Annotated in this window: 13 protein-coding genes; 4 read left to right on the top strand and 9 right to left on the bottom strand. The window is 39.9% G+C overall.

Going from position 1 to position 12,539, the window contains the following annotated elements; genetic code table 11:
* Window positions 1-164: 164 nt before the first annotated feature.
* Window positions 165-755, top strand: coding sequence for a DUF2339 domain-containing protein (locus AMD01_RS01430; protein ID WP_053399601.1), 591 nt, complete (start codon window positions 165-167; stop codon window positions 753-755).
* Window positions 709-1,677 carry a DUF2339 domain-containing protein gene (locus tag AMD01_RS01425; RefSeq protein ID WP_157052571.1) on the top strand — a complete coding sequence of 323 codons (969 nt, stop codon included), beginning with the start codon at window positions 709-711 and terminating at the stop codon, window positions 1,675-1,677. The genes AMD01_RS01430 and AMD01_RS01425 overlap by 47 nt, the downstream gene beginning before the upstream one ends.
* A gap of 21 nt (window positions 1,678-1,698) precedes the next feature.
* Here AMD01_RS01425 and AMD01_RS01420 read toward each other — a convergent pair whose 3' ends face one another.
* Window positions 1,699-2,529: a glycosyltransferase family 2 protein gene (locus AMD01_RS01420; RefSeq protein ID WP_053399599.1), complete on the bottom strand. Its 831-nt coding sequence runs from the start codon at window positions 2,527-2,529 to the stop codon at window positions 1,699-1,701.
* On the bottom strand, window positions 2,519-2,905 hold the full coding sequence (gene gloA2, locus AMD01_RS01415) for an SMU1112c/YaeR family gloxylase I-like metalloprotein (RefSeq protein WP_053399598.1): 387 nt from the start codon (window positions 2,903-2,905) through the stop codon (window positions 2,519-2,521). Before gloA2 ends, AMD01_RS01420 begins: the two co-directional genes overlap by 11 nt.
* Window positions 2,906-3,112: 207 nt before the next feature.
* Between gloA2 and AMD01_RS01410 the strand changes: the two genes are divergently transcribed.
* Window positions 3,113-3,304, top strand: a complete 192-nt coding sequence (locus AMD01_RS01410) for a hypothetical protein (protein ID WP_053399597.1) — start codon at window positions 3,113-3,115, stop codon at window positions 3,302-3,304.
* An 83-nt stretch (window positions 3,305-3,387) separates the two neighbouring features.
* On the opposite strand, the gene AMD01_RS01405 is transcribed toward AMD01_RS01410, so the two are convergent.
* Both AMD01_RS01405 and AMD01_RS01400 read right to left on the bottom strand, forming a co-directional pair.
* Complete coding sequence (locus AMD01_RS01405) at window positions 3,388-6,192, bottom strand: EAL domain-containing protein (RefSeq protein WP_053399596.1); 2,805 nt, start codon at window positions 6,190-6,192, stop codon at window positions 3,388-3,390.
* 180 nt (window positions 6,193-6,372) lie between these two features.
* Window positions 6,373-7,167 (bottom strand): SGNH/GDSL hydrolase family protein, encoded by a 795-nt coding sequence (locus AMD01_RS01400; RefSeq protein WP_053399595.1) that lies wholly within the window; start codon window positions 7,165-7,167, stop codon window positions 6,373-6,375.
* A gap of 357 nt (window positions 7,168-7,524) precedes the next feature.
* Between AMD01_RS01400 and AMD01_RS01395 the strand changes: the two genes are divergently transcribed.
* The gene (locus tag AMD01_RS01395; protein WP_053399594.1) at window positions 7,525-8,016 is read left to right on the top strand and encodes a sigma-70 family RNA polymerase sigma factor; all 492 of its coding nucleotides are present in this window, start codon (window positions 7,525-7,527) and stop codon (window positions 8,014-8,016) included.
* A 50-nt stretch (window positions 8,017-8,066) separates the two neighbouring features.
* On the opposite strand, the gene AMD01_RS01390 is transcribed toward AMD01_RS01395, so the two are convergent.
* The 5 genes from AMD01_RS01390 to AMD01_RS23800 all read right to left on the bottom strand — a co-directional run bounded on the left by AMD01_RS01390 (window position 8,067) and on the right by AMD01_RS23800 (window position 12,435).
* A complete protein-coding gene (locus AMD01_RS01390) occupies window positions 8,067-9,386 on the bottom strand; it encodes a UDP-glucose dehydrogenase family protein (protein WP_053399593.1) in 1,320 nt (439 codons plus the stop codon).
* Window positions 9,387-9,735: 349 nt separating this feature from the next.
* Window positions 9,736-10,536, bottom strand: coding sequence for a hypothetical protein (locus AMD01_RS01385; protein WP_053399592.1), 801 nt, complete (start codon window positions 10,534-10,536; stop codon window positions 9,736-9,738).
* A gap of 27 nt (window positions 10,537-10,563) precedes the next feature.
* Entirely contained in the window at window positions 10,564-11,277 is a 714-nt protein-coding gene (locus AMD01_RS01380) for a CpsD/CapB family tyrosine-protein kinase (protein WP_053399591.1), read from the bottom strand.
* Window positions 11,270-12,016: a YveK family protein gene (locus AMD01_RS01375; protein WP_053399590.1), complete on the bottom strand. Its 747-nt coding sequence runs from the start codon at window positions 12,014-12,016 to the stop codon at window positions 11,270-11,272. The genes AMD01_RS01380 and AMD01_RS01375 overlap by 8 nt, the downstream gene beginning before the upstream one ends.
* A 278-nt stretch (window positions 12,017-12,294) precedes the next feature.
* Window positions 12,295-12,435, bottom strand: coding sequence for a hypothetical protein (locus tag AMD01_RS23800; protein WP_157052570.1), 141 nt, complete (start codon window positions 12,433-12,435; stop codon window positions 12,295-12,297).
* Window positions 12,436-12,539: the final 104 nt, after the last annotated feature.

The raw sequence follows: 12,539 nt of genomic DNA, 5'->3' as shown, positions 1-12,539 counted from the left end.
CCTACTTTTTTCACCTTATTATCAAAACCTTACAATATTTGGTTCCCATTCGTCAAATGGGACAAAAAGAGTAATTTTACACTTTAAGTGCATTTATGCTATAATCGTAAATGTGGAAATAACTGATAGATTGTTAGTTTAAAGGAAAGGATGGAACGATCTTCATGAATGAATCAAGAAAAACGTTAGAAGAACAGGTTCAACTTCTGCAACATGAAGTTCATGATTTAAAACAACGACTTACGAAGCTTGAATCAACTAAAATTAAAAATCCAATACCAAAAGCAAGTACGCCTACGTCTTATGAGGTTCTTCAGCCTAATACATCTGCCGTCCAACACGAAGACGTAGAAGTCGCGATTAAGGAAATAAAAACTCCACAGCCTTTTCATTTGGATCAATTCATTCAAACATGGCTACCGCGCCTTTTCATTTTCGTTTTTATTATTGGCGTGATCTGGGGATTCAAAGCAGCCTCTGATTACGGTTTTATGAGACCAAGTGTAAAAGTTGCGCTTGGATTTGTCGTATCAACCGCTCTGCTTGTAGTGGGTTACTTTCAGATGAAAAAGGATCGCATAAAGCTTGGACACGTGCTATTAGGGGGAGCGATTCCGCTGTTCATGATCACCACGTTTGCGATGCACGTTCTCTATAACATGTGTGGTCCGACAACGGCTTTCATCTTGAACTTGGTCTGGATTATGATTGGGCTGTTTCTGGCCGATTTACTACAGTACGGCCGTGTTCTTTAATATCGCGCTCGGTGCGTTTTATCTGTTCACAGATCCCACAGACAGCGTCAAAAAAATGATCCCGTTTCCGGTACTCATTCAATATGCGCTTATTTTAATTCAGCTGATCCGAGATAAAAAGCATCCGTATCATCACGGATATACGCTACTTACGAGTCTTATGGTGACCTATGCTTGGATTTATAGCATATGGTCGGACCGTTCCATTACGATCTTTTTAATCATTGGTTTCGTTGTTCTTGCGGGACTTTGCTTCGTGATAAAAGAGCAAAGAAGAGTGCTTCTTCTGCTTCAGCTTACGTTTTTCTCGCTCTTTTTCATTGGCCACGTTGTAGGAGAAGATTATTACGAAGTGGCGTTTTTACTTGATGGATTAGCCGTGTATTACATCGGAGCGAAAACAAAATCACTGCTTCAAAAATTCATTGGAATTACGAGCTATTCACTTGCTTCTCTCGTAATTGTATTCATGCGTAACATTAACGATCCTTTTTCCTTTGAAACGTTTCAGTGGCTCATTGTTATTGTAAGCTTTGTCGCCATCACGTATGTTGCATCACGTTATGAAAAAACGAATAAAGGAAGCTTTTTGGCATTTATATCCTTTGTATCAACTGCGCTTCTTCTAGCGTTCTCAACGGAATTTACGCTCGCTGCCGTTAAGCACCTCGAACCACAGCAACAGCGTCTTATTTTAACGTTCGTTTGGATGTTCCTAGCGGTATTAGCGATTGTGGTTGGTCTGACAAAACGATTCTCTATCGCCAAATACGCAGGCGTTGGAATGCTGATGTTGACGCTGTTGAAGCTCGTCTTTTACGATTTGCCGTTTATTCCGATCCCACTACGAGCCGTTTTATTTATCGCACTCGGAATCGTTGGACTTGGCGTATCACGCGCTTTCTACAAACGAAAAGAATAGCCAAACAAAAAATCCGAACGATTAGCCGTTCGGGTTTTTTGTTTCGTTGGGGCGGGCGGGAATAATTACGCCGTCCCATACAATAGTAGTTGTGGTCTCCCTCGCCTGCACTTCGGGCTCACTTCGAATATCCCAAAAGTTTTTTTGCGGGAGCTGACCTAGCCCGTGCTTTTCACAAAGCTTTTGTAAGTAGGCCCCCCTCTTACTATTCAACTGTGCAGATTGATTGCCACTTCCTCCCCATGCGTAGAGAACACCAGCAATCGGAACGCGCTTAATCCGGTGCTGATCTGCTACCCGTAGGAAGAAGTCCCAGTCCCAGTAATTATGAATATCGCCATCAAATAAACCAATTTCCTCGTGTAAGGACCTTCTATATAAACTTCCAGACGGAATATAAGATGAAAAGCTTCTCATTCCCTCTAGCGTGTATTCATACGCAAAAACGGTCCGGTTCGTCACAACTCGCCCCCACTCATTCCACTCGTAGTGGAAAATTTCGGCGTCAGAATAGACAAGGTCTGCATCATGGATGGCTTCATACATCGTTTCAAGGTGCGTTGGGACAAGAAGGTCATCATCGTCCATGAGCAAAATATACTCCCCTTGAGCGTACTCTACAGCACGGTTCCGGGCATGAACATGACCAACATTCTCTGTTAATTCCTCGTAGCGAATGGACAGCTCTGGGTAACGCTCTATCACCGACCTTACAGACTCACCTGCGTCATTAACAATAATGACTTCAAATGAAGAAAAAGTTTGGAGAACAAGTGATTGTAAAAGCTCACCAAGTGGGATTTCTCGGTTATATGTAGGTAAAATAACGGAAATAATCGGCTTAGTCTTCATATAGCTCTAGCGGCAGTCCGTCTGGGTCTTGAAAAAACGTATACCTTTTCTCTGTAATGGGATCAATGCGAACGTCTTCTACCTCAATCCCTTTATCTCTTAGCTCGTTCACCGCGTCTTCTATATTTTCAACCGAAAATGCTAAATGGCGAAGACCACGTGCTTCCGGATATGACGGACGTTCAGGTGCACCTGGAAATGAAAACAATTCAATTTGATAAACGCCTCCTACCTCTAAATCCAACTTGTAGGAATCTCGTTCCGCCCGGTACGTTTCTTCTACCACGTTACAGCCTAGCACACGTGTATAAAAATCCTTGGAACGCTCGTAATTACTAGCGATGATGGCCACGTGATGAATTCGTTTTAACTGCATTAGGATTATCCTCCTTTTTTGTACTGTAGCCTCTTTTATTTTTCTATTATACTAGAATCACCTCGATCATGGCTTTTTTAAACGCTCGGGCTCGAAACTTTCTGACTAAATGTACTTTTTCGTCTTTTTCAAAACGTATTTACATTTTTATGTTATATATCTAAAATTAGGAAATACGAAAACTTATGCAGAAAGAGAGTCGAATAAATGGATTTACAAACCTTTTATGACCGTATTGATCATTCTACGGATGTAACCGTTTTGCAAAGCGAAGCAAACATTATTACCCATATCCTTGAGCATGCGGTTCCGTATTCTGAAGACTACTGCGCCAATATCCAAAGACTTCAGTACATTTATACTCGAATGACCCAACTTTTAGCCGAATTTCCAGCTTAATTTCTTCTCCTATATATTCTTACCATTGATCACCGCATAGACGTATGAAGCCAAAAAAGGACCTAACGGTTTGTTAGGTCCTTCTAAAGCAACACTTCATCAATCATTTCAGTCGTATATTCACGAGCGTACTCTTTGACCTGTTCTTCAATGTCAAAAAACAGCTCTTCAAGATCGCCAACCGATAGCGGCTTACTAAAATAAAAACCCTGTACCTCATCACACTGCTCACGCTGCAGAAGCGCTGCTTGCTCAGCAAGTTCAACGCCTTCTGCAACAACCGATAAGTTTAAGCTTTGCGCAAGGCCGATAATCGCTTTGACAATCTTTGCTTCTTTATAAGACTCTTGAATGTCCTTAATAAATGAGCGGTCAATTTTTAATGAATCGATGGGAAGCTTTTTAATATAGCTAAGAGACGAATAGCCTGATCCAAAGTCATCGATTGAAATAAAAATCCCTAGCCCCTGTAGCGTGTTTAATTTTTCGACGACGATATCAATGTTTTTAATCGCGACGCTTTCTGTAATCTCAAGCTCCAAGTAGCGGGGATCAAGGTTCGTTTCCTTTAACACTTTCTGAACGGTGTGGATGAACGACTCTTCTCCGAAATCAACGCTTGAAATATTCACCGCCACACGCATCTTTTTCTTTCCCTCTTCTTGCCATTTTTTATTTTGAGCACAGGCCGTTCGAAGCGCCCATTCAGTAATTTGAATAATGAGTCCTGTTTCCTCAGCTACCGGAATGAACTCGCCTGGTGAAATTTGACCAAGCGTTGGATGATTCCATCTAATTAATGCTTCCAATCCAACAATTTGATGATTTTGAAGACTAACTTTTGGCTGATAGTGCAGCTCTAACTCGTTCTTTTTAATCGCCTTTCGAAGTCCTTGTTCAATCATCATTTGCCTTGTATCCGTCGTTTTCATCGTTGACTCATAAAACGATAAATTATTTCGTCCATGCTTTTTCGTGTGGTACATCGCTAAATCCGCCTGGCGAATGAGCGTATTTAGCACGAGGCTGTTCTTCGGAAACAAGCTCACTCCGATACTAGCACTTAAGGAAATGCTCTCTCCTTCAATGAAAAAGACTTCTTGAATCGCTTCTAGCATATCTTTCGCAAGGCTATGGACTTCATTTCGGGTCAAACCAGACGTTACGAGTAAAAAATTATCGCTGCCAAAACGAGATAATATATCGTTTGCGACGAGCAGTTTTTTAATTCGTTTCACGACCTCTTTTAACAGCTGATCTCCAACGTCACGTCCGTACTGTTCGTTCACATAGCGAAAGCGATCCAAATCAATTAAAAGAACCGACACAGTTTTCTTTTCTTTTTTCGCTTTTTCTAGCATGTTGTGCGCAAGCGTATTAAAAAGGCCACCGTTTGGTAATCCTGTCAGCTCGTCCTGATAGTCAATATAGCGAACGGAATTTTTCACCTTTCGTGTTTCCGTGATATCTTTGATGATGGTCTGAACGTAAAACATCCCTCTCATCTTAATGACGTTCGACCTTGTTTCAAGGTAAAGCTCATCGCCCTGCATATTGTGAATTTTAATTTCCTTTAAGAGTGCGTTATGATCAATTTCTCCCTTTAACAAATTCTCAATCATACGATCTACTTTTCCTACCTGTTCAGGAGCAATGAACTGCAAAATCGATTGCCCAACGACCTCGTACTCATGCATCGTTCCGACAATCTTTAAGCTTTCCTCATTCGCAGAAATAATCTCTCCGTGTCGATGAACGATAATGGCAAGAGGTGAGGAATTAAACAACTGCTGATAACGATCATTCGTTTCCTGAAGATCCTCCTCGTAATACCTCTGTGCAGTGATATCACGTATATACACCAAGTATTCAGGAAGCTGCTCGGTATGGATCTCTGTCACCGTAATCTCAACCATTTTCCATTCATTTTTTTCGATTCGAATGTCTGCCTCCACGCGTTTTCCAATAAGGTTGTGAAAGTGATGAGAGTTTGGAAGCATATCTTGAATGTTCTCTCCAAGCCAACTTTTTGTATAAAAAAATTCACATGCCGACGTATTTAAATCGAGAATACGCCCTTCGCTATTTGTAATAATCATCGGATCAATAGAAGAAGAAAAAATAGCTCCCTTTATTAATCGCTCATCACTAATATGGCGATTCATAAAATTAGCGACAAACATGAGGACAAGAAGAAGAACGATAAACACTGTAAACATAATAACCAAAAATTCAGTTCGAACGGGCAAGAAATAACTTGTTTGAACACCTATCGACGGGGTGGGTTTTGCTGCTGCAAGTCCTATGTATTGAGCAATCATAATCGCGCATGTCATCATGACAGAAAAAACGATTTTGGAAAACCAGTATAATGATTGAGCAGGTCGCTTAATATCAAAGATCACCCAGAGACAAACAAATGAGATAAATAAACTAATCACAAAACATACGATAAGTAACGTGCGATTATACGTAAAGAGCGGCACGCCCCCTATCATACTAATAAACTGCATACCGACAAGCCCACAAGATAAAAGAATGCTCGGTGTAACTAATCGTAAAGTCCCGCATTTCCGCGAAGAGGCTAGCCATAGCGCGACATACGAAGAAACGACCCCTAAGCCCATTCCTTCCATTGCATATAAAAACTCATAGTGAGGCAAACGAATGATTTCAAAACTGAGCATCGTCACGTAATTCATGCCCCATACACCTACACCAACAATAAGCGAGGCAAGAATCATCCAAAACTGGCGAAGCGCTTTCTCTGCTTGTCGAAGACGCTCTAAAATCCCTACCGTAAAGTAAATTACGGCTAGCCCTAAACAAAGGGAAAAAAAGAGAAGGATTTCATTTACATTTCTACCTAACAGCTCTTGATAGTCCATAATCGTCTTCCTTCCAGACATTTATTGGGTTACTATCCACTATACTAAATAGGACTTTATACGTATAGTATATTTTACTAGTTTTTCGACAATTTTCTACTTTTACTCACAAAAAAAGAAGATAATCCCCCTCTTTTTAAGGAGAAATCTTCTTTTTTAATCAGAAATAGTTCTTATTAACTATTTAGAGATAAAATAATGGGTTAAAAAGTCGGACCATAGCTTCTGACCCTTCTCATTTGGTAGCAGATGATCCTCAGTTAAATAGGATAACAGATCATCAGACGTGGAAGACGGCCAAGCTTCCCAATGATTTACGTACGTATAATGCAAATCAGTGGCCCATGTGTGAAGTTGCTTCACTTCATTGATATAAGAGTCGTTTTTGTAAAGTGGATTTGGTGGTTGAATGATAACGACCACCTGCTTTTCTTTCCATTGACCTAGCAACTGCGAAAGATTACTTAACGTTCGATCCACAGAAAAAGCTTGATACTCGTTAAGAAGAGGCGGTTCTACTAGCACAATATCGGGCTTTGTCGACATTACTTCTTTAACGATCCCTCCGTTTAGTAGGTCTTTAGACGTTTGTTGTGAATAGGTCTTTATCGTAACGTGAATAAACTCTTTTCCATATGCAGCCTTTAATTGCTTTTCGAGGAGAGTTGGCCAGCTATTTGGGGACGTGGAAGTTGCTTTAGAGCCAACGAATACGATCTCTAATGGCCTCTTTTCTTTTGCAGCTTGATAAAATTTCTGTCTCATGGCTGCCGGTAAAGTTTTTGTGCGTTCTTTTAGATCCGTTAGTTTGGATTCCTCTTCTTCTTTCTTCGAATATGCCTCATATTCTAGGTCAGATGCCTGTGCTTTATTCTCTATCCTCTGATGCCAGCTTAAATAGCCCATTATAATTACTGCTGTACATGTAATCATTACGAGGATAGTACCTACATATGCTACGATTTTTAATTTCATTTCAGTTCCCCACCTAAATAACATTTTTCACCATTTAATTCTATTATAATAAAGAAATAGTTTTATAGAAAGAGGAGCTTAACAGAAGATTATTTAAATATCAGCCAAACACAATCTGTTTTTATACCGTTGAAGCCCTCCTGTATTAATACAATTACTTTCTCCCCCCTAGCGTCTCCTTCCATGTAACATACATAAACGATGCCACTTCACCTAGGGAAGGGACTTCCTTCAGCGAAGATCAGCTCTTTTAAGACGTAAAAGAAGATATTTAGTGATTCGATCTGTTTAACATGATTCGCTATGATAAACCTACCGCGGAATACAAGAAAGCGCGCTTCTATCGGGAGCTAGAACATGAAAAACGAACAGTTTGAGGAATTGATTATTCAATACGAGCCGATGATTTATTCCATTATGCGTTCAATCAACGTCTATCAAGAGCAGCAGGATTATTATCAGCTTGGTCTCATTAGCCTTTGGAAAGCACACGAACGCCACGATTATACGAAAGGGGCATTTGCTCCTTTTGCCTATGCCACTATTCGTGGCTATATGCTTGCACACCTACGAAAAAAGGTGCAGCTAGCCGATCGTCAGCCTACTATTCACTACGAAATGGTGAATGCTCCTTCTTATGAACACACGTATTTGGAACAGGAATATTTATCACCTTATTTAGAGGGATTGTCAGCAAGAGAATTAACGTATGTGATGGATCATATCGTTCACGGCTATTCATTTCGGACGATGGCTCACACGTACGGCGTGTCTGAGGAAACGGTAAAAGCGTGGGGGAAAACAGCAAGAAAAAAACTGAGAGCGAAAAAACATTTATTTAAACCATAGGAAAAAGCAGGGAGAAGGATGAGTCCTTCTCCCTGCTTTTTTTAGAGAATCTATACAAACGACGTTTCGGTTTGTGAAATTGTCTCCCTGCCAATTGAATCGTAAACGATGCCCGCTTTTTCTGCATCTGCTAACTGATAGCAGTTACGACCATCTAAGACGATTGGATGCTTCATCAATGTACGGTACTTGTCCAGTTCCAACTCCTTGATTTCTTGCCATTCCGTGAAAATAAAACAGATACCTGCTTCTTGTAAGGCTTCTTCAATCGAGGAGCAGTAGGTTATCCCTTCAGGATGCAGCTTTTTAAAGTTCTCTATTCCCACGGGGTCCCATGCCCTTACATTTGCACCGTCTTCGATCATCAAAGGAATATTCACGAGCGTTGGCGCTTCGCGTAAATCATCGGTTCCAGGCTTGAACGTCAATCCTAGCACCGCCACGTTTAATCCTGTTAGACGCTCATAATACTTTCGCGATTTCTTTAGGAGCTTCAGCTTTTGATTTTCGTTTACATCGATGGCTGCTTTTACAGTTTTCAGTTCGTAATCGTGAAAGTTTGCAAGCCAATGAAGTGCCTTCGTATCTTTTGGGAAACAAGAACCTCCATAGCCAATTCCAGCCTTTAAGAATTGGTCCCCGATCCGCTTATCAAAGCCCATCCCATGCGCAACATCTTCAATATCAGCGCCAATAATTTCGCATAAATTTGCAATCTCATTAATAAACGAGATTTTTAATGCCAAGAAATCATTCGAAGCATACTTAATCATTTCAGCGCTTTTCCGGTTCGTCACAACGATTGGTGCATTGAAGTCTTTGTACACCGTCTGTAAAACCTGGCCGGCTTCCTCATCTTCCACTCCGATGACAATACGTGACGCACCGAGCGTATCTCTTACTGCACTTCCTTGTGAGAGAAACTCTGGATTTGATGCCACATGAACCGTTACATCGTGCGCCAAGTTTGAATGAATGAGCGCTTCAATTTTATCATTCGTTCCAATTGGGACGGTTGACTTCACCACAACTACACAATCTTTCTCCACGCTTCTCGCAATCTGCTCTGCCACGGTATACACATGAGTTAAATTCGCTGACCCGTCCTGCTTTTCAGGCGTTCCCACTCCAATAAAAATAACGTCCGCCTCTTTGTAAGCACCCTGATAGTCTGTTGTAAAAGACAACCGTTCTTTATTCTTTATCATCAGCTCTTGCAACCTTGGTTCATAAATTGGTGAGATACCTGATTCCATTAACGCTACTTTTCTCTCATCTATATCAACACATGTAACCGTATGCCCATATTCTGCTAGGCAGACACCTGTTACAAGACCAACATAGCCTGTGCCAGCTACTGAGATTTTCATTTAACATCCACCTTTAATTGTTCATATTCTATTCCACTCAAACAATTCATCTCTGTATACAAATACAGTGATTGACATTCATTATTTTCAGGAATACAACTTACTGTTTAGAATACTGTAGCTACAAAGGTTATGGCAACAAATAGCGCTGTTAAATCACATTTTCACTAAAAAGAAGCGGTCTTTCCTTATAATTAAGGAAAGACCGCTTCTTTTTAGTTCATTTATTAATATTTCGAAATATCTTTTCTTTAGGAATAGAAAGTTAATTCTGAACAAAAAAGATATTTTAGTATATTATTACTCAAAATTATTTTTTTACCATATTAGGGTAAAAAAAACGATCTCATTAATGATTTGCCCTTTCAATAACACTGAATACTTTAAGTGCTTGTACTTCTGAAGGTGAAAGGCGAGAATAGACTAGTTTTTTAACATGAGCTTTCTCATCAGCATTCGCATTACCCTGGACGAGCGTGCGTATTTCATTGACTTCTGAAATTGAAAATTTACGTAACACAAACCTTGTTGCTTCTTCACGAGATTCAAAACGCAGTGCGGAAGAGTTTGATGCAGATGACCCTTTACTATTCTCCTTACTCTTTTGCGAATTTGATTCTTTTTGTGTTTCTCCATTATTTGTAGACGAAGGTGTTTCACTAGAATTTCCTTCACTGCTGGAATTTGAGACAGATGAAGATCCTTCAGTTGTGCCGCTAGGTGATGACGAATCAGTCGTCTCTTTTGGTTGATTTGCATGAGTGACTGACTCAGGAGCATCTGTAGATAAAACACTGTACTTTACTAACACACTACTTGCTTTTGCAGCCCCTACTTCATCTTTTAACAGTTGTTGCACGTTTTTATTATGAAGAATACTTATCATGTCCTCTGATGTTACATCCTTAGATACCTCAGTAAACAATTGATCTGACGCTTTCTGGATTACGACGTAATAACCTATACCTACAACAATCCCTACTACCAAGAGGGCTGTGAGTCCGTAAAAGCGTTTCAAACGCCAAGGTGGACGGATTTCTTTTCTCGCTTGGTTTCTAACTTTTCTGTAATACAACCCATTGCCCTTGTCTTTAAAATAACGGACCCCTACTAATTTAAAAGGGGTCCAAATTTCACGCATCATTGGCATTGCTACTATCACTCCTTAAGAAGATATTCAGTTGTTGTTATCCGTTCCATAATAGTGGTAGTAACCGCTGCTGGCCTTTTGCTCTTTCCTATTTAGCACAACGCCTAGCAACTTGCCTTTTGCTGCATCTAAAAGCTCTTTTGCCTTTTGAGTGGCCTCTTTATCAGAGCGACCGCTCTGAACAACTAACACAGCTCCGTCACATTGATTGGCTAGTATTTGTGCATCCGTAACAGGTAAAATAGGCGGCGAGTCAAATACAATCAATTCATAATGCTCATATAACTCTGTGAACAGATTGGCCATGGCCTGTGAGGCTAGCAATTCAGCTGGATTTGGTGGAATAGGGCCACTTGTTAAGATGTCCAAATTCTTTACTTCGCTTCGCTGAATAGCAGATGCTAACCTTGTTTGTTTCGTTAAAACGTTTGTTAAGCCCATGCGGTTCTCTAATCGAAACGTATAGTGAGCCGTTGGCTTACGCAAATCACCATCGATCAGTAATACACGTTTATCCTGTTGAGCAAAAACGGTTGCTAAGTTCGCAATCGTTGTCGATTTCCCTTCTCCTGGAACAGAAGAAGTTACGACGATGGAGCGCAACTTTTGATCAACATTGGAAAATTGAATATTTGTTCGAATGGTACGATATTGCTCAGAAATAGTTGATTTAGGTTTTAAGTGGGCGATTAAATTTCTCATATTGGAAACTTTTTTGTTCTTCCCAAATCGTTTAGCCATCGTAGACTTCACCTCTTCTTGTTCGTTGACCTGGTGCTACTGCTGCGGCATCTTGAAGGCTCTTCCCGTCCATAACCGTAATAACACCTAGTACAGGAAGCCCCAACACTTGTTCCACGTCCTGCTCTGTTTTAATCGTATTATCTAGATACTCAAGTAAAAACGCCAATCCTACCCCAAGCATCACACCTACTACAAGTGCAATAGCAATGTTTAAGAGCGGCTTCGGTTTAATAGGAGACGGATCTTCTCCAAGAGCTGCCTTTGACAAGATGCTTACGTTATCCACGCTCATAATTTTGGGGATTTTGTTTTGAAACACTTGTGCGGTCGTATTCGCAATTTTCGCGGCCATGACCGGATCTGGATCTTCCACTGTCACAGAAAAGACTTGGGAATCTTTTTCGCTTGCTACAGCAATTTTGTTCGTAAGCTCTTCTGTTGAATAAGACAACTTAAGCTCTTTCTTTACATCGTCCAAAACAATCGGTTTTTTAATAATAACGCTGTACGTATTAATAAGCTGTACATTTGTTTGCACTTCGTTATAGTTGTACAACTGTTGATTATTTTTCGCTTGGTTAACGAGAATTTGTGTAGATGATTGATAGATAGGTGTTAACACAAAGAAGCTAATAATGGCACTTACAGTCGCAGCCAATACCGCTATTACTACAATTAACCAAAGGCGTTTTTTAAGCGTGTAAAATAGTTCACGCAGACTTATGGTTTCTTCCATGATGACCTCCAATAGTAAAATAAAACACTATACAAACATGTTTGAGTTTATGTATAGAATTCCTATAAAAGTTGTCACTACCGTTTTAAAAAGGACTTTTGCTCTATTTTTAAAATAGTTAAAACAACTGCTTTCTTACTCAGAATCTGACAATTCATTATAAATTAGAACGATATAGTTAGCTAGATAAATTTAAAAACTTTAACTTTTTTTGCATGTTTATAGTTATAAATAACTATAAACATGCAAAAAAGAGAGATAAATAAAGGAACATCTCATTAGGAATCTAGCAATTTCTTTAATTCAATTGAAAGTTCGTTAATAAAGCTTTTAATATCCCCATCTGTTCTGCTAGTTCCTTCTGCTTGAACCTTCTTTAATAACTGAAGTAAGGCCTGCGCAGAATGATGATCTTCCATATTCTATCCCCTCTTTAACTAAATCGATCTGCTTATGAATAGAGAAATTTTCTATCTACAAACATACCTAGTGATACAGTATTCTTCTTTGTCTTACATTCAAA

Source organism: Priestia koreensis, from assembly GCF_001274935.1.
GTDB classification, from domain to species: Bacteria; Bacillota; Bacilli; order Bacillales; family Bacillaceae_H; genus Bacillus_AG; species Bacillus_AG koreensis.
This window is presented reverse-complemented; position numbering and strand designations above follow the sequence as displayed.

Excerpts from the sequence above, each read along its gene's own strand:
- AMD01_RS01430 (WP_053399601.1), top strand. The coding sequence starts at position 165 with ATGAATGAATCAAGAAAAACGTTAGAAGAACAGGTTCAACTTCTGCAA.
- AMD01_RS01420 (WP_053399599.1), bottom strand. The coding sequence starts at position 2,529 with ATGAAGACTAAGCCGATTATTTCCGTTATTTTACCTACATATAACCGA.
- gloA2 (WP_053399598.1), bottom strand. The coding sequence starts at position 2,905 with ATGCAGTTAAAACGAATTCATCACGTGGCCATCATCGCTAGTAATTAC.
- AMD01_RS01410 (WP_053399597.1), top strand. The coding sequence starts at position 3,113 with ATGGATTTACAAACCTTTTATGACCGTATTGATCATTCTACGGATGTA.
- AMD01_RS01405 (WP_053399596.1), bottom strand. The coding sequence starts at position 6,192 with ATGGACTATCAAGAGCTGTTAGGTAGAAATGTAAATGAAATCCTTCTC.
- AMD01_RS01400 (WP_053399595.1), bottom strand. The coding sequence starts at position 7,167 with ATGAAATTAAAAATCGTAGCATATGTAGGTACTATCCTCGTAATGATT.
- AMD01_RS01395 (WP_053399594.1), top strand. The coding sequence starts at position 7,525 with ATGAAAAACGAACAGTTTGAGGAATTGATTATTCAATACGAGCCGATG.
- AMD01_RS01390 (WP_053399593.1), bottom strand. The coding sequence starts at position 9,386 with ATGAAAATCTCAGTAGCTGGCACAGGCTATGTTGGTCTTGTAACAGGT.
- AMD01_RS01385 (WP_053399592.1), bottom strand. The coding sequence starts at position 10,536 with ATGCCAATGATGCGTGAAATTTGGACCCCTTTTAAATTAGTAGGGGTC.
- AMD01_RS01380 (WP_053399591.1), bottom strand. The coding sequence starts at position 11,277 with ATGGCTAAACGATTTGGGAAGAACAAAAAAGTTTCCAATATGAGAAAT.
- AMD01_RS01375 (WP_053399590.1), bottom strand. The coding sequence starts at position 12,016 with ATGGAAGAAACCATAAGTCTGCGTGAACTATTTTACACGCTTAAAAAA.
- AMD01_RS23800 (WP_157052570.1), bottom strand. The coding sequence starts at position 12,435 with ATGGAAGATCATCATTCTGCGCAGGCCTTACTTCAGTTATTAAAGAAG.